Raw genomic sequence first — 21,374 nt, 5'->3', positions numbered from 1 at the left:
TGTTCTCCCGCGAAGGCGGGAGCCCAGACTGGGTCCCCGCCTTCGCGGGGACACAAGGTTATTGTGTGGTAAGGTTGGTGAGTTAGCGGCGGCCACCATACGCTGGCAGCGCTAGATGGAACCGGATCGCTGCCGCTCTCAGCGTGAATCCTGCACTCGCCGCGATCACCGCCGCCAAGGCAAGCGGCACACCCAGCAACACCAGCCCTACATAACTCGCCGCCGCCAGCGCCGCCGCGGTCACGTACAGCTCCGGCCGCATCAGGATCGACGGTTCGCCCGCCAGCACATCGCGGATGATGCCGCCGACGCACGCGGTCATTACGCCCATCAGCGCCGCCGGTACCGGTGGCACGCCGTACCCCAAAGCTTTCGCGGCGCCGTACACTGCGTACGCCGCGAGCCCGACCGCGTCGAACCAGCTGAGCGCTTCGTCCTTCCACCAGCGCTCGGGCGTCACCCAGATCAGCAGCGCTACGCCCAGGCACACGCTCGCGGCGCGCGCGTCGTGGACCCAGAACACCGGCGCGCCGATCAGTAGGTCGCGGACCGTACCGCCGCCGACGCCGGTGATCAGCCCGAAGAACACGAGCGTCACGAACGTCTGGCCGCGCTTGGCCGCCGCCAGCGCACCCGATGCGGCGAACACCGCTAGGCCTGCGAGGTCGAACCAAGGCGCGGCGACGGGGAGGATCTCGACGGGCAAGGGCACGGGCAACATCGCGGCGGCGTAACCGGCCTGCCATCCAGCGTAAAGCGCGACCACGGAATGATGCCCGTCGGCTGTTAAGAACAACGCCCCGATGCCGGTCGCGAAGATGAACGCCAGCATGAACGCGGTGTTGTTTTTGGTTCATGCAACTGGCGCTATAGCGGCTTCGTTATACCAGCAGATCAATTCACTAGGGAGTTACATGATGCGTAAGTTCGTTCTGGCCATGGGCCTCAGCGCAATGGTCCTGCCGACCGTCCTCGTTCCCGTGTCGGCCGCCGATGCGCGCGATCGTCGCGAATGGCGTGGTCGTGACGGCCGCGTCTATTGCAAGAAGAACAACGGCACGACCGGCACGATCATCGGCGGCGTCGGCGGCGCACTGCTCGGCCGCACGGTCGACACCCGCGGCGACCGTACGGTCGGCACGCTGGGCGGCGCGGTGCTCGGTGGCCTCGCCGGTCGCGCGATCGACAAGGGCACGAGCAACAACAACCGTCGTTGCCGCTGACACTCATCGGCTAAATCAATGCCGCTATTTCGATAGTTGCGCGTTGTGAAAGGGCGTCGTGGGAAACCGCGGCGCCTTTTTTCTTGTCCGATGAAGGATCAAAACGATGACCACACGCAGCGGTTCGGCAAAGTATGAAGGCCTCGGCAAGAGCGGCAAGGGCCATGTCTCGACGCAGTCGGGCGTGCTGTCCGACAGCCCGTACGGCTTCAACACGCGGTTCGAGAACGAGCCCGGCACCAATCCCGAGGAGCTGATCGCGGCCGCACATGCGTCGTGCTTCACGATGGCGCTGAGCTTCGCGCTCGCCGGCAAGGGTTATGAGGCGGGCACGCTCAAGACGTCCGCCAAGGTGACGCTCGACAAGGATGGCGACGGGTTCAAGATCACCAAGTCGGCGCTGACGCTGAACGCCAAGGTCGACGGCATCTCCAAGGAAGAGTTCGAGGCGATCGCCGCGGACGCCAAGGCAAACTGCCCGGTGTCGAAGGTGCTCAACGCCGAGATCACGCTGGAGCACAACCTCGCCGCATAAAGCGGTTGCGTGTTTGCGATTGGAGGGCCCGGTGGAAACGCCGGGCCCTTCTTGCGTCAGATGATCCCGCCGCCGAGGCTGAGGCGGAGCGCGAAGATGATGATCAGGACGATGTTGAGGTTGCGGCCGCCGCTGCTCGACGACAGCGCGCCGACCGCGGCCCCGACGATGCCGATCGGGATGACGAGCCAGTTCATCCAGCCGAGCAACGGGATGAACGCGACGAGGCCAAGCACCAGGGTGACGAGGCCGATGAGGATCGAGACGATGTTCAGCATGGGGTGAACATGGCGAGTCGCGGGGGTTCGGGCAAGATCGGCGTCACGCACCCGACCGGGGACATGCGGAAAACGCTTTCTTCACCGTCTTTCGCGCATAGGATGGCGGTGATGAGTTTCCCCCTGCGCCCCGCCCTGATCCTTTTGCCGCTTGCGCTGGCTGCGTGCGGACGGTCGTCGACCGACCAGCAGGATCTCAACAGCCTCGATGCCGAGCTGACCAATGGCGCGGTGCGCGATCCGGCGCTGACGTCGTCGCTGGGGGGGCAGATCATGGTCGATCCCCGGTTGGCGCAGTCGTCGAATACCGACGCGGTGCGACCGCCGCCCCGACCGGATAGTGGCGCGGTGCCGCCGGAAGGTCCTCTGAAGGCCGATCCGGTCGATCCGCGGACTCTCAAGCGCGCGCCGGGGGCGTCCAACGACTGTCCGGAGTGCAAGACGGCGAATGGTGCACTGACGCTGGGGGCGCTGGCGGAGCGGCAGAAGACGCCGGACGCTGCGGTCTGCGCGCAGAAGATCGGCTATTCGGCGGGGTGGGCGAACCGGTTGCCGGCGGACCTGCCGCTGTATCCGGCGGCGCGGCTGACCGAGGCTGCTGGGGCGGATCGGGACGGGTGTCGGTTGCGCGTGGTGAGTTTCGCGAGCGCCGCGCCGATGCAGAAGATGCTCGACTGGTATTTCACGAAGGTGAGCGCGGCGGGGTATTCGGCTGGGCATAGCACGGATGGGCGGCAGCATGTGCTGGGCGGGGTTCGGGGGAACGACGCTTATGTGGTCTATGTGACGGCGCGGGCTGGTGGCGGGAGCGACGTGGATCTGGTTTCCAACGCTGGGCGGTGAGGGCGAATTGGGAGCATTCCGCTAAGATGTACCTCCCCGGCGGAGGCCGGGGTCCAGTTGGGGGACGTCGCTAACTGAGCGCGGTCCTTCGTTATTGCCACCTTTCCAACTGGGCCCCGGCCTTCGCCGGGGTGGTAGTACGCGGGATGGCGTGTTGGGGTGGCGTCATCTCTTCCCTCCTTGTTCTCCCGCGAAGGCGGGAGCCCAGACTGGGTCCCCGCCTTCGCGGGGAAACAAGCTTTGGGACAGGACTAGCTCGGTGATCTCGAACTGCCCCGGATGAAGCGCACATCCCCTTCCCGCGGCGCACCTTTCCGTTTTGCCCGATTCACGCTAGGGCGCGAGAATGCTTCCCCTTCTCTATGTCATGGTCGGTGGTGCGGTCGGATCCGGCGCGCGCTATCTGACTGGCCGCGCGATGCTGTCGCTGCTGGGGCCTGACTATCCCTTTGGTACGCTTGCCGTGAATCTGATCGGTGGGTTGCTGATGGGGGTGCTGGTTGGCGTGCTTGCCCGCAATACCGCTTCGGAAACGTGGCGGCTGTTGCTCGGCGTGGGCGTATTGGGGGGATTCACGACGTTTTCGGCGTTCTCGCTGGACGTCGTCACGATGATCGAGCGAGGCGCGATCGGCGTCGCGTTCGGGTATGTTTTGGTGTCGGTGATCGGTTCGGTCGCCGCGTTGTTCGCGGGTCTTTCCGCAGTAAGGGCCGTCGCATGACTGCGGGCAAAAGCGATAGCGATACGGGTTTCCGCGAGTTCAACGTCGGGTTCGACGATGACGGCATTCGGCTGGACCGGTGGTTCAAGCGGCATCTGCCCGACACGAGCTTCACGACGGTGGCGATGTGGGCGCGCACCGGGCAGCTCCGTGTCGACGGCGCGCGTGCGACGCCGGGCGACCGGATCGCGGCAGGCCAGATGCTCCGCGTGCCGCCGCCCGAAGCCGACAAGGCCGCCGCCGACGTCGACAAGCCCAGGCGCGTCCGCGAACGCGTCATCCTGTCGGACGAGGAAACCGAGCTCGCGCAAGGCATGGTCATCCACAAGGATTTCCAGGCGTTCGTGCTGAACAAGCCGCCGGGCCTGGCCACGCAGGGCGGGACCAAGACGACGCAGCATGTCGACGGGCTGCTCGACGGGTTGCAGTACGACAATGAGGGTCGGCCGAAGCTGGTCCACCGGCTCGACAAGGATACGTCCGGCGCGCTGCTGGTGGCACGCACGTCGCGCGCGGCGGCGTTCTTTGCGAAGGCGTTTTCGGGGCGGACTGCGCGGAAAGTCTATTGGGCGCTGGTGGTCGACGTGCCGTCGATCGAGGACGGCATGATCGAGCTGCCGATCGCGAAACAGCCGGGTACCGGCGGCGAGAAGATGCACGTCGACGAGGCCGAGGGTGCGCCGGCGCGGACGCGCTACCGGGTGATCGAGCGTGCGGGCAACCGTGCGGCGTGGGTCGAGTTGCAGCCGTTTACCGGGCGGACACACCAGTTGCGCGTGCACATGGCGGCGATCGGTCATCCGATCGTCGGTGATGGCAAGTACGGCGGGGCTGCTGCGTTTTTGACCGGAGGGATCTCGCGGAAAATGCATCTGCACGCGCGGCGGATCAAGGTGGATCATCCGGATGGCGGGTCGATCGACGTGACCGCGGAACTGCCGACGCATTTCGCCGAGAGCCTCAAGCAATTGGGCTTCGAGGAGAAGCTGGGCGACGACCTGGTGCTCGATGAGAAGACCGCGCCTACGCGCGAGCAGATGAAGTCGCGGGCTAGGGCGCATGCAAAGTCGGTGCGGAAGGATCGTAAAGGTGAGCGGCGTGGGCGTGGGGTTGTCGAGGAGAAGGCGACGGGCAAGCCTGCGCCGAAGACGGGCGGACCTCGGACCGGGGCTGGGTCGAAGTTCGGAGCGCCGCGGAGTGGGCCTCGGGTTGAGGGGGCCAAGCCGGCTGGGCGCGGGCGTCCGGGTGGGGCTGGGAAGCCTGGACCTCGGAGTGGGCCTGGGACTCGGTAATTGATGCTCTTCGGCTGACGCGTGCCCTCACCTTTCCCACGGCCAAGCGGCCGCGGGCCCCTTCCCTCTTCCCCGGGGGGAGAGGGTGAGACGTCGGAGACGATCCTTACCTTTCACCCCACCCCGGCGAAGGCCGGGGCCCAATTGGAAAGGTTGAGGTAACGGAGCGATGACTTCCGTTAGCGACGTCGCCCAATTGGGCCCCGGCCTTCGCCGGGGTGGCGTGGTTTGTTTGGAGGCTTCCGCTAACTCTTGTTCCCCCGCGAAGGCGGGGGTCCAGGGCCACGATCGTAACGCTGCTTGATTCCTGGGCCCCCGCCTTCGCGGGGGAACTAGTCGCGCGCTACTTCAGCCAACCCAGCAGCAACCGCCGCACACCCTCCGTAACCGTCCCGAACACGATGTGCGACGCTGCACTGTAGAGATGCGTCGTCGGCGCAGTGTTCCACGGCGCATCGCCAAGCCCCACCGCCGGCACCGCCGCCTCGTCGAGCAACGCCGTCGTCGCCGCAGCAAACGCGGTACCATACCCTGCCGTCACCGAAGGCCGGTATTCCGCCGCCACCGCGTACGCTACCCCCAGCCCTGCCCCGAGCGCATAATGCACGGCCTGCCCGGCAAGCGGCTTGCGGTCATCGGGGATGTCGTGGCCGCCGACCATTTGCGACACCTTGTCCGCCGCCTTCTCCGTCGCCGGCTCGGCATCGCTATCCGACGAGGACAGCGCGGCGACTCCGGCCTGGAAGCGGTCCATCACGAACGAGGCGGCGAGGCCGGCTACCAAGCCCGCAGCGGCGGCGGCCCAGATGTTCGGAGTGTCGGTCTGTGCGTGCGCCATCGTTGAGTCTCCAGAGCTATCCGACACGAACCGTTCGCGGACGTGCCCGTTCCGGTTTGGCGTTCCCTCGCGTGCACGCGTGATCTACGAGGCGGCGATGCGTTGGAAAATCTCATGACCCGCCTTGCCGTGTTCGATTGCGACGGGACGCTCGTCGACAGCCAGGCGAATATCTGCGTCGCGTGCGAGCGCGCGTTCGAGGGCGCCGGACTGATCCCGCCACCGCGTGCGGATATTCGGCGGATCGTCGGCTTGAGTCTTGTCGAGGCGATGCAGGTACTGTTGCCTAAGGCGGACGAGGCGCTGCACCGGTCGCTTGCCACCGACTACAAGAACGCGTTCCATGCTATGCGGGCGAGTGGCGAGCTGGCCGACGAGCCGCTGTTCGAGGGGATTGCCGAGGTGATCAAGACACTCGCCGCAGACGGCTGGCTGCTCGGCGTGGCGACGGGGAAGTCGGACCGGGGTCTCGCGCATATCCTCGCGGCGCACGGGATCACCGATCGGTTCGTGACGCTGCAGACCGCGGACCGGCATCCGTCGAAGCCCGATCCGGCGATGCTGCTCGCGGCGATCGCCGAGGCAGGTGCTGCCGTGGAGACGACCGCGATGATCGGCGATACGAGCTTCGACATGGCGATGGCCCGCGCGGCCAATGTGCGCGCCGTCGGGGTCGCGTGGGGGTATCACGACGTGCACGAGCTTTCAGACGCGGGGGCGGATGTCGTTGCGGCGGCCGTGCCGGACCTGCTGCATATGGTGGCGCGGCCATGACCGATGCGGACAAGCTGGCGCAGCGACGATGGTTCGTGCTGGTCGTCGTCCGGCTGGCGGGGGTCGCGGGCGCGTTGCTCGGGCTAATCCTGATCGCGCGCGCGCATGATCTCGGGCCGAAGATCCTCGGGACGGCGATCGTGTTGTCGGCGATGGCGATGATCGCGATCGTGCCGCGCAGTCTGGCGCATCGCTGGCGGAGTCCTGACGCGTGAAGCGGTTCTGGAAAGACGTCGCGATCGATGCGGATCGGGTGGTGACGCTCGACGGCAAGCCCGTGCGGACGCCCGGGCGGCGGCCGCTGGCGTTGCCGAGCGATGCGCTGGCCGAGGCGGTCGCGGCGGAATGGCGCGCGGTCGGCGAGACGATCGATCCGCGGACGATGCCGCTGACCGGGCTCGCCAATGCGGCGACCGATCCGATCGCGAACGATCCTGCGCAGTTCGCCGCGCGGCTGGCGGCGTATGGCGAGAGCGACCTGCTTTGCTACCGTGCGGAGGGGCCGCCTCTGCTGGTCGAGCGGCAGGCGGCGGCGTGGGATCCGCTGCTGGCGTGGGCGCGGGGGCGGTATGACGTAACGTTCGCAGTCACCACCGGCGTGATGCACGTCGCGCAACCGGACGCGACGATCGCGCGGCTTCATGAGGCTGTGGCTGCGTATGACGATTTTAGGCTGGCGGGCTTGTCGCCGGTGGTGACGCTGACCGGGTCGCTGGTGATCGGGCTGGCGCTGATCGAGGGTGAGATCGATGCGGATGCGGCCTGGGCAGCAGCGGGGATCGACGAGGACTGGTCGGTCGAGATGTGGGGCGAGGACTGGCAGGCGACTCAGTTGCGCGAGCTGAAGCGCAAGGAGTTTGGGGTCGGGGTAGAGTTTCTGGGGCTGCTCTAGCTTTAGAAGCGTACCCACCCTCCCCCAAGTCCGTCACCCCAGCGAAAGCTGGGGTATCCCGGTTGGTGAGCGCTGCGATCCGGAACGGGGAGATCCCAGCTTTCGCTGGGATGACGGGTTAGGGGCGGCGTCCTCGCCCTCAGCGCGTCAGGCGGCGAATGAAACCGATCAGCCCGGTCTGGCGCGAGCGCTTCAACCGCTCCGCGGCCAGAATCGTCTTCACGCCGCGGATGCAGCTGTCGACGTCGTCGTTGACCAGCACGTAATCATAGCCGTCCCAGTGGCTGACCTCGTTCGCCGCGCGCGACATGCGGGCCTCGATCACTTCTTCCGAATCGGTGCCGCGGCTGGTGAGGCGGCGGTGCAGTTCCTCCATCGAGGGCGGGAATATGAACACACGGACGACGTCGCCACCGGCGATCTGGAACAGCTGTTGCGCGCCCTGCCAGTCGATGTCGAACAGCACGTCCTTGCCGGCCGCGAGCAGTTCCTCGACCTGCGCGCGCGGCGTGCCGTAGCGGTGGTTGAAGACGTGCGCCCATTCGAGGAACTCGTCCTTCGCGACCATGTCGCGGAAGCCCTCGAGATCGGTAAAATGATAGTCCTTGCCGTCGACTTCGCCGGGTCGCACCGACCGGGTCGTGACCGAGACCGACATTTCGAGTTCGTGCTCGTCCGCGAGCAATCTGCGCGCGATGGTCGACTTGCCGGCGCCGGACGGCGAGGACAGGACGAACAGGACTCCGCGACGACGGAAACCATGCGGGTCGGACGGAAGTGTGTGGGGCATGCGCGCCCTTGCCGCGGACCGCATATGGGCGTCAACCCATGCGCGGCCCGCGCGTGGTATTACGAAGGCGGATTAATAGCCTGCCTTGCGGGCCTTGTTGCGATCATAGGCCTTCTTGGCTGCATAACCGCCACCGAGGATCATGCCGAGCGGGCCCATGCGGCGCATCAGGCCCATCGCCACGACGCCCTTTACTGCACCCGATGCGCCGCCCGAACCATCGCGACGGCCCATCTCGCGGCCGACCAATGCACTGATAATACGTCCGATCATGCTTCTGACTCCCCGAAAACCTGGTCTTTGAGTTCCGCTGCACCGCGCAGCACTGCCCAGCCGATCGCGTAGGTCACGGCTAGCGGCACGACGACCTTGAGTACGTTGGCGGTGATCGCACCGATGATTGCGCCGTCCGCGTTGCCGTCGTCGCCGCTGAGCGAGTCGATGCCTGCGCCGATCAGCGCGCCTATGGTCGTTGCGCCCACGTAATTTCTCCTGTCCGTGTGGCGGGTTAGCGCGCGAGGGGCGTTTGGGTTCCCGACCTCACCAAACCCCGACCCGTCATCCTGACGAAAGTCAGGACCCAGGGTTACAGAGCGCAGCGCCTTTGGCTCTGGGTCCTGACTTTCGTCAGGATGACGGTGTGGGGGAGGTCAGCGGCCGAGCATCGATTCGGGTTTGACGACGCGGTCGAAGGTTTCGGCGTCGACGAGGCCTAGCGCGAGGCCGGCTTCCTTCAGCGTCAGGCCTTCGGCGTGGGCGTATTTGGCAATCTTGGCGGCCGCGTCGTAGCCGATCTCGGGGGCGAGCGCGGTGACCAGCATCAGCGAGCGGTCGAGCAGTTCGGCGATGCGGCCTTGGTTGGGTTCGATGCCGTCGACGCAGCGTTCCGCGAATCCTTCCATCGCGGTGGCGAGCAGGTCGATCGAGCGCAGCACGTTGGCGCCGATCAGTGGCTTGAAGACGTTCAGCTCGAGATGGCCCTGCATCCCGCCGACGGTGACCGCGACGTGGTTGCCCATCACCTGCCCCGCGACCATCGTGAGCATCTCGCACTGCGTGGGATTGACCTTGCCGGGCATGATCGAGCTGCCCGGCTCGTTGGCGGGGAGGTCGATCTCGCCGAACCCGCAGCGCGGGCCCGAGCCCAAGAGGCGGATATCGTTGGCTACCTTGGTGAGCGCGACCGCCAGCGTGTTGAGCGTGCCGGACAGGTGGACGAGCGGGTCGTTCGACGCGAGCGCCTCGAACTTGTTGCGCGCGCTGACGAACGGCAGGCCGGTGATCTCGGCCAGTTCGTGCGCGATCGCGTCGCCGAACCCGGCGGGGGCGTTGAGACCGGTGCCGACCGCGGTGCCGCCTTGCGCGAGGATGACCATGCCGTGGCTGATCGCGGGCTCGATCCGGTGACGGCAGCGGTAGAGCTGGTTCGCGTAGCCGGAAAATTCCTGGCCGAGCGTTAGCGGCGTCGCGTCCTGGAGGTGCGTGCGGCCAATCTTGACGATGTCGTCCCAGGCGTTGGCCTTCGCGTCGAGCGCGGCGTGGAGCTTGTCGAGCGCGGGGATCAGGCGGTGCGTGGTGGCGATCGCGGCGGCGATGTGGAGCGCGGTGGGGAAGCTGTCGTTGGACGACTGGCTCATGTTGACGTGGTCGTTGGGGTGGACGGGGGACTTGCCGCCGCGGGTGCCGGTGAGGACCTCGTTCGCGCGGCCGGCGATGACCTCGTTGGCGTTCATGTTCGACTGCGTGCCGCTGCCGGTCTGCCAGATGACCAGCGGGAACTGGTCGTCGAGCTTGCCGTCGATGACTTCCTGCGCGGCGGAGTCGATCGCGGTGGCGATTTTTTCGTCCAGGCCGTGGGTGCGATTTACGCGGGCGGCGGCTTGTTTGACGAGGGCGAGGGCGTGGACGATCTCGATCGGCATGCGTTCGCGGGTGGCGAAGGGGAAGTTCTCGATCGAGCGTTCGGTTTGGGCGCCCCAATAGGCGGCGGCGGGGACTTCGATCGGGCCGATCGTGTCGGTTTCTGTGCGGGTGGTCATGCTGGGTCAACCTTCCGGGGCGTGCGTGGGATCCCTCGCCCCTTCGGGGAGAGGGAGGGAGGAGCCGCAGGCGACGGAAGGGTGAGGGGTTTTGGAGCTTAGGACGCGTGTCCCAACGCCCCTCTCCCTTCCCACGGCAAGGGCCGCGGGCCCCTTCCCTCTCCCCGAAGGGGCGAGGGAGTTTAGGCGGTCACTTCTTCCGTTTGAAATCCACCGCGACGACGTTCGAGCCGTCCTCGATCGGCACTGCGGTCGGGCCGTCGTTTTCCGCTTCGTCGTGGTCGCCTAGCGTGTCTTCCGCCCCTTCCTGCGCCTGGAAGCGGAGTTCGAAGCTTACCGCCGGGTCCTGGAACGCGGTGATCGCCGAGTATGGGATTACCAGCTTCGACGGCACCTGGTTGAAGCTGAGCCCGATCGAGAAGCGCTCGTCGTCGACGATCAGGTCCCAGTAGCGGTTCTGCATGACGATCGTCATCTCGTCCGGGAAACGCTCGATCAGGCGCTTGGGGATGTCGACTCCCGGCGCCTGCGTCTTGAAGGTGATGTAGAAATGATGCTCGCCGGGAAGCCCCCCGGCCTCCGCGACCGAACCGAGCACGCGGCCGACCACGGCACGCAGGGCTTCTTGTACGATCTCATCGTACGGAATCAGGCTATCGGGCAGTCCATCGGTCATATCCCTTGGGTAGCGCCATTCGGATGCCGGTCAAGATTGCATGCGTCGTGGCGCACGTTATGGGAGGTGGCATGCGCACCGCCACGATCACCCGCTCCACCGCCGAGACGGCGATCGACGTCACCGTGAACCTCGATGGGACCGGCGTGTACGACGTCGAGACCGGGGTCGGTTTCTTCGATCACATGCTCGAACAATTGTCGCGCCACTCGCTGATCGACATCCGCGTGCGGACCAAGGGCGACCTGCACATCGACGAGCACCACACCGTCGAGGATACCGGGATCGCGATCGGGCAGGCGTTCGCGCAGGCGCTCGGCGATAAACGCGGCATCGCGCGGTACGGCGATGCGCTGTCGCCGATGGACGAGACGTTGACGCGGGTGGCTCTGGATATTTCCGGGCGGCCCTGGCTGGTGTGGAAGGACCTGTTCTCGCAGAAGCGGCTGGGCGGGATGGATACCGAGATGTTCGAGCATTTCTTCCACAGCTTCGCACAAGCGGCTGGGATCACGCTGCACGTCGAGACGCTGTACGGGACCAACAACCACCACATCGCCGAGGCGGCGTTCAAGGGTGTCGCGCGGGCGCTGCGCACCGCGATAGAGATCGATCCTCGCAAGGCCGACGCGATTCCCTCGACCAAGGGGATCCTCTGATGCTCCCCTCCCGCTCGCGGGAGGGGTCGGGGGAGGGCCTGGCCTCGATCGTCGGACTCGCGGCTATGTCACTCCCTCCCCTAACCCCTCCCGCAAGCGGGAGGGGAATTTGACGCTTGCCCTGATCGACTACGGTGCGGGGAATTTGCATTCGGTCGAAAACGCGTTGCGGACGGCTGGGTGTGACGATCTGATCGTGACTTCGGACGCGGATGTCGTTGCGAAGGCTGACCGGATCGTGCTGCCGGGTGTTGGCGCGTACGGCGCTTGTGCGGCGGCTTTGCGGGCGGTGCCGGGGATGGTCGAGGCGCTGGACCGGCGGGTTCGCGACGAGGGTGCGCCGTTTCTCGGCATTTGCGTCGGCATGCAGTTGATGGCCGATGCGGGCGAGGAGATGGGGACCCATGCCGGGCTCGGCTGGGTTTCGGGACGCGTGCGACGACTGGAGCCGGGGACTATGGAGGCGAAGGTGCCGCATATGGGGTGGAACGACGTCGTTCCCTCCGTGTCGCATCCGCTGATCGAGCCCGGCGAAGCGTATTTTCTGCATAGCTTCGCGTTCGACGGCGCTGATGTGCTCGCGACCACCGACCATGCTGGTGCAGTTACCGCGGCGATTGGTCGCGACACGATGATCGGTGTGCAGTTTCACCCTGAGAAGAGCCAGCGCTACGGCCTGGCCTTGCTCGAACGATTCCTGGAGTGGCGGCCGTGAGCCTGATTATCTTTCCTGCGATCGACCTCAAGGCGGGTCAGGTGGTGCGTCTCGCCGAGGGCGATATGGATCGGGCGACCGTCTATGGCGACGATCCTGCGGCGCAGGCGATGTTGTTCGCCGAGGCGGGGGCGGAGCATCTGCACGTGGTCGATCTCGATGGCGCGTTCGCGGGGGCTTCGGTCAATGGCGATGCGGTGCGGTCGATCGTCGCGCGGTTTCCGGGGCATGTGCAGCTTGGCGGCGGCATCCGGACGCGGGCAAGCGTCGAGGGCTGGTTCGACCTGGGCGTCTCCCGCGTCGTAATCGGGACTGCGGCACTGGAGGACCCCGAGTTCGTGCGTGGCGTGGCGAAGGATTTTCCCGGCGGGATCGTCGTCGCGGTCGACGCGAAGGACGGCATGGTCGCGACCAAGGGTTGGGCGGACGTGTCGACCACGAGCGCGGTCGATCTGGCGCGGCGGTTCGAGGATGCGGGGGTGGCGTCGTTGCTGTTCACCGATGTCGGGCGTGATGGGATGCTGAAGGGGTGCAACGTCGACGCGACGGTCGATCTGGCGCGGTCGGTGGACATTCCTGTGATCGCCAGCGGCGGGGTCAAGGGGATCGCCGAGATCCATGTTCTCGCACTGCATGTGCGGGACGGCGTCGAAGGCGTGATTACGGGGCGGGCTTTGTATGACGGTCGGCTCGATCTCGCTGCGGCATTGAGTGTGGCGAAGGCTGCATGATGGTTCACGCGGAGACGCGGAGACGCGGAGATAGTGTTTTCGCGCAGAGACGCGGAGGACGCAGAGCGACTTGTGGCGCCGCAGGCAGAGATTTGTTCACGCAAAGGCGCAAAGGCGCGAAGAGTGAGCAGAAGTCAGGCCTGCCTCACTCTCGTACTCTTTGCGCCTTTGCGCCTTCGCGTGAATCATTCTTAGCGGCTCCGCCGCGTCTCCGCGTCTCCGCGTCTCCGCGTGAACAAAACCTTCGGCGCAGCGCATGACGGTTCGCGCGCGTGTCATTCCGTGTCTCGACGTGGCCGATGGGCGCGTGGTGAAGGGCGTGAACTTCGTCGAACTGCGCGACGCCGGCGATCCGGTCGAGCAGGCGCGCGCCTATGATGCGGCCGGGGCGGATGAGCTGTGTTTCCTCGATATCGGTGCCTCCCATGAGGGTCGGGGGACGATCCTCGACGTAGTGCGGCGGACGGCAGCGGTGTGCTTCATGCCGCTGACAGTCGGCGGCGGGGTGCGGACGGCGGACGATGCGCGCGCGCTGTTGCTGGCGGGGGCGGACAAGGTTGCGGTCAATTCGGCGGCGGTCGAGCGGCCGGAGCTGGTCGCCGATATCGCCGAACGATTCGGCAGCCAGTGCTGCGTCGCCAGCGTCGATGCGCGAAGGTCGGGTGAAGGCTGGGAAGTGTTCACGCATGGTGGTCGGCGCGCGACCGGGATCGATGCGATCGCGCATGCCTGGAAGCTCGCCGAACTCGGAGCTGGCGAGTTGCTCGTCACGTCGATGGACCGCGACGGGACGCGGAGTGGTTACGACCTCGACCTGATCCGAGCGATTTCAGACCGGGTCAGAGTGCCGGTGGTCGCTAGCGGCGGCGTTGGCGGGCTCGACGATCTGGTGGCGGGCATCCGCGACGGGCATGCAAGCGCGGTGCTCGCGGCGTCGATCTTCCATTTTGGGCAGGCATCGATCGGCGATGCGCATGCTGCGCTGGCAGCGGCGGGGATTCCTGTGCGCTCGCCGGTTCGGTCAGCTTAATCCGATGATCGCGCTGCCCCTTCTCGCGGTGCAGTCGGGACATAGTGGTATCGTTCATCCCCGCACCGGGCCCGAACTGTCGGACATCGCACTCTTCGGGTTTGCAGCGATCGGAGTGTGGCTGGTGCGACGGGCGTTGCGGAAGCGGTTCGCGAAGACCGAACGACCCGCAGAGGATTGACCCGCCTGCGCACCTGCTCCAGCACGCCGCGCATGGACCCCGTATTCGACCGCCTCGAGGCGACCATCCGCGCGCGCCGCGATGCGCCCGCCGACACCTCGTACACCGCGAGCCTGTTCGCGAAAGGCCGCCCCAAGATCGCGCAGAAACTCGGCGAAGAAGCCGTCGAGACGGTGATCGCGGCGTGCTCGGGCGACGAAGCGAGCATTGTGCCGGAAGCGGCGGACCTGATGTTCCATCTAGCCTTGTTGCTGGCAGATGCAGGGCTTAGCCTAGACGACGTGCGAGCCGAGTTGGAGCGGCGCGAGGGTGTTGGCGGCTTGGTCGAGAAGGCCGGGCGGACGGGCTGACCTGCCCCCCTTCCGCTTGCGGGAGGGGTCGGGGGAGGGCATGACGCACATGCTCCGCCGGGATCGGGATGGCCAGCCCCTCCCCTAACCCCTCCCGCAAGCGGGAGGGGAATATATGCCGATCGACGCTACCCAGCCTTACGACGACCAGAACATCTTCGCGAAGATCCTGCGCGGCGAGATCCCGTCGAAGCGAGTGTACGACGACGACTTCGCGATCGCGTTCCACGACATCAATCCGCAGGCGCCGACGCACCTCCTCGTGATCCCCAAGGGTGCATACGTGTCCTGGGACGATTTTTCCGCGCGTGCACCCGATGCGGAGATTGCCGGGTTCGTCCGCGCGGTCGGTGAAGTCGCGCGGGCGGCGGGACTGGTCGAGCCGGGCTATCGCCTGCTCGCGAACATCGGTCAGGACGGACACCAGGAGGTGCCGCATCTGCATGTTCATGTCTTCGGCGGGCGCCCGCTCGGGCCGATGCTGGCGCGATAGGCCAGCTTTGCCGCACTAAAGGATTGCGCGTAATAAAATTGCCATTAGGCTCGGGCGCTTGAGCAAAGGGGGCCATTTGACCCGGCCCTCGCTATCCCCGGGGGACACCGCGTTGATTTTTGGTCGCGTAAAATCGCTGGATGCCATTCTGGCGACGGCAGAGAAAAAGGGTCTGGCGCGAACGCTCAGTGCGTTCCAGCTGACCTTGCTGGGTGTCGGCGCGGTCATCGGCACCGGTATCTTCGTGCTGACGTCCGAAGCCGCGCAGAAGGCCGGCCCAGGCATGTTGCTGAGCTTCGTCGTCGCCGGCTTCGTCTGCGCGGTAGCGGCGCTCTGCTATTCCGAGCTTGCGTCGATGGTGCCGGTGTCAGGCTCCGCCTACACCTACACCTATGCGGTCACCGGTGAGTTGCTCGCGTGGATGGTCGGCTGGGCGTTGATCCTCGAATATGCGGTCGGCGCGAGCGCGGTCGCGGTCGGGTGGTCGAACCATCTGGCCGGGCTGCTCGACGGGATCGGCTTCCACATCCCCAATGCTTTACGCAACGCCGACGCACTGATGGCGAACGTCCAGGTCGCATTCGGCGCGACGCCCAACGCCGATCTGCAGACCGCGATGACCGTTGGCGGCTTCATGAACCTGCCCGCAGTGATCGTCATCGCGCTCGTCACGTGGCTGCTGGTGGTCGGTACGACCGAGAGCGCGCGCGTCAACGCGGTGCTGGTGCTGATCAAGATCGCCGCGCTGACCGCGTTCATCGCGTTGACGATTCCGGTGCTCAAGGCCTATAATTTTCATCCGTTCCTGCCGTACGGCGTCGGCAACCCGCTAAGCTCGTCGGGCGTCGGCGTGCTGGGTGCGGCGGCGTCGATCTTCTTCGCCTATGTCGGCTTCGACGCGGTTTCGACGGCGGCGGAGGAGACCAAGAATCCGCAGCGCAACGTGCCGATCGGGCTGATCGCCAGCCTCGGCATTTGTACATTGTTCTATCTGCTGGTCGCGTCGGGCGCGATCGGTGCGATCGGTGCGAACCCGGTGACGACCGCCGATGGCGGCGTGCTGGCGCCGGGCTCGGCCGAGATGGCCGGGCGTTGCGCGGCGATCGTCGCAGGCGGCGCGATGGAGCCGCTGGTCTGCTCGAAGGAAGCGCTCGTCCACGTGCTCCAGGTCATCAACTGGCCGATCATGGGCCGGCTGGTCGGTCTCGCCGCGGTGCTGGCGCTGCCGTCGGTGGTGCTGATGATGATGTTCGGCCAGACCCGCGTGTTCTTCACGATGGCGCGTGACGGCCTGTTGCCCGCCAAGCTCGCGTCGATCCACCCGAAGTTCCGTACGCCACACGTCGTCACGGTCGTGACGGGTATCGCCGCGGCGATCGCAGCGGCGGTGTTGCCGGTCGGCAAGCTCGCCGATTATTCGAACGCGGGCACGCTGTTCGCGTTCATGATGGTCGCGATCTCGGTGATGGTGCTGCGCAAGACCGATCCGGCACGCAAGCGTCCGTTCCGCACGCCGGCGGTGTACATCGTCGCACCGCTTGCGATCATCGGTTGCGTTGGGCTGTACCTGTCGCTGCCGTTGACCGCCAAGCTGGTGCTGCCGGGCTGGGGTGCGATCGGGTTGGCGATCTACTTCCTGTATAGCCGTTCGCGCAGCCATGTCGGGCTGGGTCTCGACGATGGTGTAGCCGAGGATGACCGGACGCCTCCGGGCAGCCACTGATCGAGGACAAGAAAAAAGGGCCGCGGGAGGAAACTCCCGCGGCCCTTTTTGTGTCTTCGCACCCAAGCTTGTTCTCCCGCGAAGGCGGGAGCCCAGTCTGGGTCCCCGCCTCCGCGGGGAAACATGCCTCAGCCGATATGCTTGGCGGCTAGCGCCTTCATGTCGACCATTGGGCGAGCACCGACATGGCTGATGATCTCGGCCGCGCAGACTGCGCCGAGCTTGAGCGACGCGTTCAGGTCGTAGCCCTGCGCTTGGCCGTGGAGGAAGCCGGCCGCGAACAGGTCGCCGGCGCCGGTGGTGTCGACGACCTTGGCGATCGGCTCGGCCTTGACCTCGGCACGCGCACCGTTCTGGATTGCGCAGGCGCCGTGCTCGCCGCGGGTCACGACCAAAGTCGGGACCTGTGCAGAAATCTTGGCAACCGCTGCGTCGAAGTCGTCGGTCTCGGCGAGCGCGGCGAGTTCGCTCTCGTTGGCGAAGAGGATGTCGATCAGGCCGTCCGACAAGAGCTGGCGGAAATCGCCGCCGTGGCGTGAGATGCAGAACACGTCGCTGAGCGTGAAGGCGACCTTCCGCCCTGCCCCGCGTGCGCAATCGATCGCGGCGCGCATCGCGGCGCGCGGCTCTTCGGGATCCCAGAGATAGCCTTCGAGATACAGGATCGCGCTGTCGGCGATCATCGCGGTGTCGATCGCCGCGGCAGGCAGGAATTGCCCGGCGCCGAGGAAGGTGTTCATCGTGCGCTGGCCATCGGGGGTGACGAAGATCAGGCAGCGGCCGGTGGTCGGATCGCCGGCGCGGACGGGGGTCGCGAACTCGATGCCGATGCTGCGGACGTCATGCGCGAAGACCTGGCCGAGCTGGTCGTCGGCGACTTGACCGATGAACCCGCATTTGCCGCCCAGCGCGGCGATGCCGGCGACGGTGTTGGCCGCCGACCCGCCGGAGATTTCCATGCCCGGGCCCATCTTGGCGTAGAGCGCATCGGCTTCTTCCGACGAGAACATGAGCTGCATCGAGCCCTTGGCGACGCCGATCTCGGTGATGAACGCGTCGTCGGCGGTGCTGAGGATGTCGACGATGGCGTTGCCGATCGCGACGACGTCGTAAGTTGGTGTGCTCAAGGGGAAACTCCGGGGGTGCGGGAAAGCCCTGCCGTAAATCGCGGGGGGGATTGGTGCAACTGGCGTGGGGGGGGGCATTATTGGCCGTAACCAATGCAATGATCGAAGCGCCGATCGATAGCCGGGAAAGGACACCACCCCGGCGAAGGCCGGGGCCCAATTGGGGGACGGTGATAACGACGGGCTGCGCGTCATCACGACAACATTTCCAATTGGGCCCCGGCCTCCGCCGGGGTGGTGGCTTTAATTTGGGAGGGCCAAACTTCGGCGGCTCGGCGGTTTGGATAATCCGTGACACACCCCCGCCCTCTGCTGTTCCCTCGCGAACGCGGGGGGCCAGGGTCTCGGGCGGTGCTCGTGGTTTAGCTGGGCTCCCGCGTCCGCGGGAGAACGGGATAAGGTCGGGCTGCCGAAAAGCTAAAACGACGGAGATACGGCGGAAACGCGCGTTGACCTTCGCCTGCCCCCACGGCATCCCGAGCCATGCTCCGCGCCCTCATCCTCTCGCTTGGCCAGCTTACCGATCCGCCGGTCCTGCGCGTGTTCGTGAAGTCGATGGTCGTCACGCTGCTTGTCTTCGCGCTGCTCGGCGTCGGCACGTGGTGGGGTACGCAAGCCGCACTGGCCGCGTGGCTCGACTGGCATTCCGGCGGACTCGCGGCCGCGTTCGCGCTGTTCGTCACGATCCTGGCGCTGTGGCTGCTGTTCCGTGCCGTCGCGATCGCGGTCGTCGGGATCTTCGCGGATGAGGTCGTGGAGGCGGTCGAGGCTCGACATTATCCCGACGCGCTGATGACCGCCCGCCCCGTCGCGTTTGCTCGCAGCCTCGCGATGGGGCTCCGGTCCGCGGCGCGCGTGGTGCTCGTCAACCTGGTAATGCTGCCCGTCTACATCGCGCTGCTCGTCACCGGTGTCGGCACGGCAGCCGCGTTCTTCGTCGTCAACGGCTGGCTGCTCGGACGCGATCTCGGCGACATGGTGGCGGCGCGGCACATGGATGCGGCGGCGATGCGGGGCTGGCGTGCGACGACCAAGTCGGGGCGATTCGTGCTGGGGCTTGCGAACACCGGGCTGTTCGTGGTTCCGGTCCTCAACATCGCCGCGCCCGTGCTGGGGGCCGCGATGGCGACGCATTACTTCCACAGCCAGTATTCCCGCAAAGGCCGACCATGACGCGATTGACCACTATAGCCATCGCGCTGGCACTCGGTGGCGGACTGGCAGGCTGTGCCGCACCGGTAGCCAAGCCCGCGGTCGGACGCCCGGCGATACCGTACACGAGCGTCGGCCTTGAACGCGTCCTCGGCCAGGATGCGGCAGGCCTGACCAAACTGTTCGGCCAACCCGATGCCGACGTCCGCGAAGGCACCGCGCGAAAACTCCAATTCCAGAGCGGCATCTGCGTGCTGGACGCGTATCTATACCCCAAGGGTTCGGACGCCCCCCGCGTCACCTATCTCGACGCGCGCGAACCCGATGGCAGCACGATCGACCGGGCGAGTTGCGTCGCGGCGCTGACCCGGCGTGAGGGAGGCAAATAGTCGCTCTCCCCGCACGGTTTTCGGTCGATTGCAGGCCGCACGAACGGCCTTCGAAAAAATTCACAGCTCCTCTTGAACCCGGTCCAGGCAAAATTATTTTGCCGTCGCCGGGCGCATTTCGGTCCGGCGTCACCTGAGGGCACCGGCTCGGTTTCCGGTGTTCCTCGTGCTCAGATTGCTCATGAGGAGGATTTGGATATGAGGACCAACTTCGATTTCGCTCCCTATCGCCGGTCGACGGTCGGCTTCGACCGGCTGTTCGACCTGCTCGAAACCACCGCACGGACGGACGCCCCGGAAGGCTACCCGCCGTTCGATATCGAGCGCGAGAGCGAGGACAGCTACCAGATCACGCTGGCGGTCGCGGGCTTCCGTCCCGACGATATCGAGATCGTGGCCCAGAACAACCAACTGACCGTGACCGGGCGACGTCCGGACGACCGCGACGAGAGCCGGTTCCTGCACCGCGGCATCGCGACCCGCGCGTTCGAGCGCCGGTTCCAGTTGGCCGACTTCGTCCAGGTGCAGAACGCGCGCTTCGACAACGGGCTGCTCGTCATCGCCCTGAGGCGTGAAGTGCCCGAGGCGATGAAGCCGCGCCGGATCGAGATCTCGGGGGCTGCGGCGAACGACCGCATCGGTGCGCCCGAGGGCGACCGGGACGTCGCCTAAAACGGGAGGACGCTGTCGGCCGCGAGGTCGGCAGCGTCCTTCGCATCCGCAGGCGTCGACTGCTGCCGATCTGCCGGCATTACGTCGGCAGACGCCCATGCAGCACGAATGCCGTCGTCGGCTTCGTCCAGAACACGCCTGGGGCGTTCGTTCAGGAACCGCACGCGATCGAGCCGGGCCAGTGCCCAGATCGCGGAATCGCGAACGACCGAAGCGGGATCGTCCAACAGTCGCACGACCGGTTCGATCAGCACGGGATCGCCGCTGTTCCCCGCGGCGATCAGCGCATTGCGGATCATCTTGGCGCGGCCGATGCGCTTGATCGGGGAGCCCGCGAAGACGGTGCTGAAGCTTGCGTCGTCCAGCGCGAGGATGTCGGCGAGTTCGGGCGCGATGAGTTCCGCGCGGGGGTGGAAGGCTAGGTTCGTGTTGGCGGCGGCGGCGAACTTGTTCCAGGGGCACACCGCCAGGCAGTCGTCGCAGCCATAGATGCGGTTGCCGATCGCGGCGCGGAACTCGTGCGGGATCGGGCCGGCATGCTCGATCGTCAGGTAGGAGATGCAGCGGCGCGCATCGAGCTGGTACGGCCGCGGGAAGGCGTCGGTCGGGCACGCGGTCTGGCACGCATCGCAACTGCCGCAGGTGTCGACGCCGCCGCGGTCCGGTTCCAGATCGAGCGTCGTGTAGATCGCGCCCAGGAACAGCCAGCTGCCATGCTCGCGACTGACAAGATTGGTGTGCTTGCCCTGCCAGCCAAGCCCGGCTGCTTCGGCAAGCGGCTTCTCCATCACCGGCGCAGTGTCGACGAACACCTTCAGGTCGAACGGCGGCAAGTCGCGCCCCGCCTCCGCCGCCAGCCACCGGCCGAGCGCCTTCAACTGGCGCTTCACGACATCGTGATAATCCGGCCCCTGCGCATAGACCGAGATCCGCCCTACCCCGCCCTCGTCCGCCAGCCGGAGCGGATCGTCCTTCGGCGCATAGCTCATGCCGAGCGCGATGACGCTGCGCACCTCAGGCCAGAGGCCGGCGGGACTCTCGCGGTGGTGCTTGCGCTCCTCCATCCAGATCATGTCGCCGTGGCGCCCATCCGCCAGCCATTGGTGGAGCCGTTCGCCCGCGCGCGGCGCCGCCCCCGCATGCGCGATCCCGCACGCGACGAAGCCCAGTTCCGCCGCTTTGGCCTTCAGCCTGTGTTCCAGCTTGTCTTGCGCCACGTCCGCCCGCTACCACGACGCCACCCTCGGGAGG

29 protein-coding genes are annotated in these 21,374 nt (G+C 66.4%); 19 read left to right on the top strand and 10 right to left on the bottom strand.

All coding sequences use genetic code 11. The features are described from left to right. Positions 1-82: 82 nt before the first annotated feature. A complete protein-coding gene (locus tag O6X71_RS08815; protein ID WP_353465873.1) occupies positions 83-721 on the bottom strand; it encodes a trimeric intracellular cation channel family protein in 639 nt (212 codons plus the stop codon). 196 nt (positions 722-917) lie between these two features. Between O6X71_RS08815 and O6X71_RS08810 the strand changes: the two genes are divergently transcribed. Beyond that, positions 918-1,223, top strand: coding sequence for a glycine zipper 2TM domain-containing protein (locus O6X71_RS08810; protein ID WP_056489725.1), 306 nt, complete (start codon positions 918-920; stop codon positions 1,221-1,223). A gap of 106 nt (positions 1,224-1,329) precedes the next feature. Beyond that, positions 1,330-1,758, top strand: a complete 429-nt coding sequence (locus O6X71_RS08805) for an OsmC family protein (RefSeq protein ID WP_353465511.1) — start codon at positions 1,330-1,332, stop codon at positions 1,756-1,758. A gap of 56 nt (positions 1,759-1,814) precedes the next feature. On the opposite strand, the gene O6X71_RS08800 is transcribed toward O6X71_RS08805, so the two are convergent. Next, positions 1,815-2,036, bottom strand: a complete 222-nt coding sequence (locus tag O6X71_RS08800; RefSeq protein ID WP_056052052.1) for a hypothetical protein — start codon at positions 2,034-2,036, stop codon at positions 1,815-1,817. Between the two features lie 111 nt (positions 2,037-2,147). Between O6X71_RS08800 and O6X71_RS08795 the strand changes: the two genes are divergently transcribed. The 3 genes from O6X71_RS08795 (at position 2,148) to O6X71_RS08785 (ending at position 4,892) form a co-directional block, all read left to right on the top strand. Further along, on the top strand, positions 2,148-2,879 hold the full coding sequence (locus O6X71_RS08795) for a hypothetical protein (RefSeq protein WP_353465510.1): 732 nt from the start codon (positions 2,148-2,150) through the stop codon (positions 2,877-2,879). A 346-nt stretch (positions 2,880-3,225) separates the two neighbouring features. Beyond that, positions 3,226-3,600: a fluoride efflux transporter CrcB gene (gene crcB / locus O6X71_RS08790; protein WP_056489728.1), complete on the top strand. Its 375-nt coding sequence runs from the start codon at positions 3,226-3,228 to the stop codon at positions 3,598-3,600. Next, entirely contained in the window at positions 3,597-4,892 is a 1,296-nt protein-coding gene (locus O6X71_RS08785; protein WP_192145881.1) for an RluA family pseudouridine synthase, read from the top strand. Before crcB ends, O6X71_RS08785 begins: the two co-directional genes overlap by 4 nt. 343 nt (positions 4,893-5,235) lie before the next feature. Here the strand turns inward: O6X71_RS08785 and O6X71_RS08780 are convergent, their stop codons facing one another. Continuing rightward, positions 5,236-5,730, bottom strand: coding sequence for a DUF1440 domain-containing protein (locus tag O6X71_RS08780; protein ID WP_353465507.1), 495 nt, complete (start codon positions 5,728-5,730; stop codon positions 5,236-5,238). A 114-nt stretch (positions 5,731-5,844) separates the two neighbouring features. Here O6X71_RS08780 and O6X71_RS08775 point away from each other — a divergent pair, with 114 nt between their 5' ends. From O6X71_RS08775 to O6X71_RS08765, 3 genes are read left to right on the top strand one after another with little or no spacing between them, the layout of a single operon-like run. Then, positions 5,845-6,504, top strand: a complete 660-nt coding sequence (locus tag O6X71_RS08775) for an HAD-IA family hydrolase (protein WP_353465505.1) — start codon at positions 5,845-5,847, stop codon at positions 6,502-6,504. Next, on the top strand, positions 6,501-6,719 hold the full coding sequence (locus O6X71_RS08770) for a hypothetical protein (RefSeq protein ID WP_353465503.1): 219 nt from the start codon (positions 6,501-6,503) through the stop codon (positions 6,717-6,719). Before O6X71_RS08775 ends, O6X71_RS08770 begins: the two co-directional genes overlap by 4 nt. After that, entirely contained in the window at positions 6,716-7,396 is a 681-nt protein-coding gene (locus O6X71_RS08765; protein WP_353465502.1) for an ATP12 family chaperone protein, read from the top strand. The genes O6X71_RS08770 and O6X71_RS08765 overlap by 4 nt, the downstream gene beginning before the upstream one ends. Before the next feature lie 139 nt (positions 7,397-7,535). Here O6X71_RS08765 and gmk read toward each other — a convergent pair whose 3' ends face one another. From gmk to O6X71_RS08740, 5 genes are all read right to left on the bottom strand, one after another. Further along, positions 7,536-8,186, bottom strand: coding sequence for a guanylate kinase (gene gmk, locus O6X71_RS08760; protein ID WP_056489738.1), 651 nt, complete (start codon positions 8,184-8,186; stop codon positions 7,536-7,538). Between the two features lie 72 nt (positions 8,187-8,258). Then, a complete protein-coding gene (locus O6X71_RS08755; protein WP_056052077.1) occupies positions 8,259-8,459 on the bottom strand; it encodes a hypothetical protein in 201 nt (66 codons plus the stop codon). Continuing rightward, complete coding sequence (locus tag O6X71_RS08750) at positions 8,456-8,668, bottom strand: hypothetical protein (protein WP_056489740.1); 213 nt, start codon at positions 8,666-8,668, stop codon at positions 8,456-8,458. Before O6X71_RS08750 ends, O6X71_RS08755 begins: the two co-directional genes overlap by 4 nt. Positions 8,669-8,836: 168 nt before the next feature. Further along, positions 8,837-10,225, bottom strand: a complete 1,389-nt coding sequence (gene fumC / locus O6X71_RS08745; RefSeq protein ID WP_353465500.1) for a class II fumarate hydratase — start codon at positions 10,223-10,225, stop codon at positions 8,837-8,839. A gap of 190 nt (positions 10,226-10,415) precedes the next feature. Continuing rightward, positions 10,416-10,901: an SspB family protein gene (locus tag O6X71_RS08740; RefSeq protein ID WP_353465499.1), complete on the bottom strand. Its 486-nt coding sequence runs from the start codon at positions 10,899-10,901 to the stop codon at positions 10,416-10,418. Between the two features lie 71 nt (positions 10,902-10,972). Here O6X71_RS08740 and hisB point away from each other — a divergent pair, with 71 nt between their 5' ends. From hisB to O6X71_RS08700, 8 genes are all read left to right on the top strand, one after another. Beyond that, positions 10,973-11,560, top strand: a complete 588-nt coding sequence (hisB, locus tag O6X71_RS08735) for an imidazoleglycerol-phosphate dehydratase HisB (RefSeq protein WP_056052090.1) — start codon at positions 10,973-10,975, stop codon at positions 11,558-11,560. Positions 11,561-11,669: 109 nt separating this feature from the next. After that, on the top strand, positions 11,670-12,275 hold the full coding sequence (gene hisH / locus O6X71_RS08730) for an imidazole glycerol phosphate synthase subunit HisH (RefSeq protein WP_353465497.1): 606 nt from the start codon (positions 11,670-11,672) through the stop codon (positions 12,273-12,275). After that, positions 12,272-13,006 carry a 1-(5-phosphoribosyl)-5-[(5-phosphoribosylamino)methylideneamino]imidazole-4-carboxamide isomerase gene (hisA, locus tag O6X71_RS08725; protein ID WP_353465496.1) on the top strand — a complete coding sequence of 245 codons (735 nt, stop codon included), beginning with the start codon at positions 12,272-12,274 and terminating at the stop codon, positions 13,004-13,006. The genes hisH and hisA overlap by 4 nt, the downstream gene beginning before the upstream one ends. A gap of 256 nt (positions 13,007-13,262) precedes the next feature. Then, the gene (gene hisF / locus O6X71_RS08720; RefSeq protein WP_353465495.1) at positions 13,263-14,036 is read left to right on the top strand and encodes an imidazole glycerol phosphate synthase subunit HisF; all 774 of its coding nucleotides are present in this window, start codon (positions 13,263-13,265) and stop codon (positions 14,034-14,036) included. Positions 14,037-14,040: 4 nt separating this feature from the next. Further along, on the top strand, positions 14,041-14,217 hold the full coding sequence (locus O6X71_RS08715; RefSeq protein ID WP_353465494.1) for a hypothetical protein: 177 nt from the start codon (positions 14,041-14,043) through the stop codon (positions 14,215-14,217). Between the two features lie 32 nt (positions 14,218-14,249). Further along, positions 14,250-14,567: a phosphoribosyl-ATP diphosphatase gene (locus tag O6X71_RS08710; RefSeq protein ID WP_353465493.1), complete on the top strand. Its 318-nt coding sequence runs from the start codon at positions 14,250-14,252 to the stop codon at positions 14,565-14,567. Positions 14,568-14,682: 115 nt separating this feature from the next. Next, on the top strand, positions 14,683-15,060 hold the full coding sequence (locus O6X71_RS08705) for a histidine triad nucleotide-binding protein (RefSeq protein WP_353465491.1): 378 nt from the start codon (positions 14,683-14,685) through the stop codon (positions 15,058-15,060). A gap of 112 nt (positions 15,061-15,172) precedes the next feature. Next, a complete protein-coding gene (locus O6X71_RS08700; RefSeq protein WP_353465490.1) occupies positions 15,173-16,783 on the top strand; it encodes an amino acid permease in 1,611 nt (536 codons plus the stop codon). Positions 16,784-16,911: 128 nt separating this feature from the next. Here O6X71_RS08700 and O6X71_RS08695 read toward each other — a convergent pair whose 3' ends face one another. Continuing rightward, complete coding sequence (locus tag O6X71_RS08695; RefSeq protein WP_353465488.1) at positions 16,912-17,910, bottom strand: adenosine kinase; 999 nt, start codon at positions 17,908-17,910, stop codon at positions 16,912-16,914. A gap of 483 nt (positions 17,911-18,393) precedes the next feature. On the opposite strand from O6X71_RS08695, the gene O6X71_RS08690 reads away from it, so the two are divergent. From O6X71_RS08690 to O6X71_RS08680, 3 genes are all read left to right on the top strand, one after another. After that, positions 18,394-19,083, top strand: a complete 690-nt coding sequence (locus tag O6X71_RS08690; RefSeq protein ID WP_353465486.1) for an EI24 domain-containing protein — start codon at positions 18,394-18,396, stop codon at positions 19,081-19,083. Next, entirely contained in the window at positions 19,080-19,451 is a 372-nt protein-coding gene (locus tag O6X71_RS08685; RefSeq protein WP_353465485.1) for a hypothetical protein, read from the top strand. The genes O6X71_RS08690 and O6X71_RS08685 overlap by 4 nt, the downstream gene beginning before the upstream one ends. A gap of 198 nt (positions 19,452-19,649) precedes the next feature. Beyond that, positions 19,650-20,123, top strand: a complete 474-nt coding sequence (locus O6X71_RS08680; protein ID WP_353465484.1) for an Hsp20 family protein — start codon at positions 19,650-19,652, stop codon at positions 20,121-20,123. Here the strand turns inward: O6X71_RS08680 and queG are convergent. Then, positions 20,120-21,340 carry a tRNA epoxyqueuosine(34) reductase QueG gene (gene queG / locus O6X71_RS08675; protein ID WP_353465483.1) on the bottom strand — a complete coding sequence of 407 codons (1,221 nt, stop codon included), beginning with the start codon at positions 21,338-21,340 and terminating at the stop codon, positions 20,120-20,122. The genes O6X71_RS08680 and queG overlap by 4 nt on opposite strands. Between the last annotated feature and the right edge of the window lie 34 nt (positions 21,341-21,374).

Source organism: Sphingomonas faeni, assembly GCF_040407505.1.
Classification (GTDB): domain Bacteria; phylum Pseudomonadota; class Alphaproteobacteria; order Sphingomonadales; family Sphingomonadaceae; genus Sphingomonas; species Sphingomonas faeni_E.
This window is presented reverse-complemented; position numbering and strand designations above follow the sequence as displayed.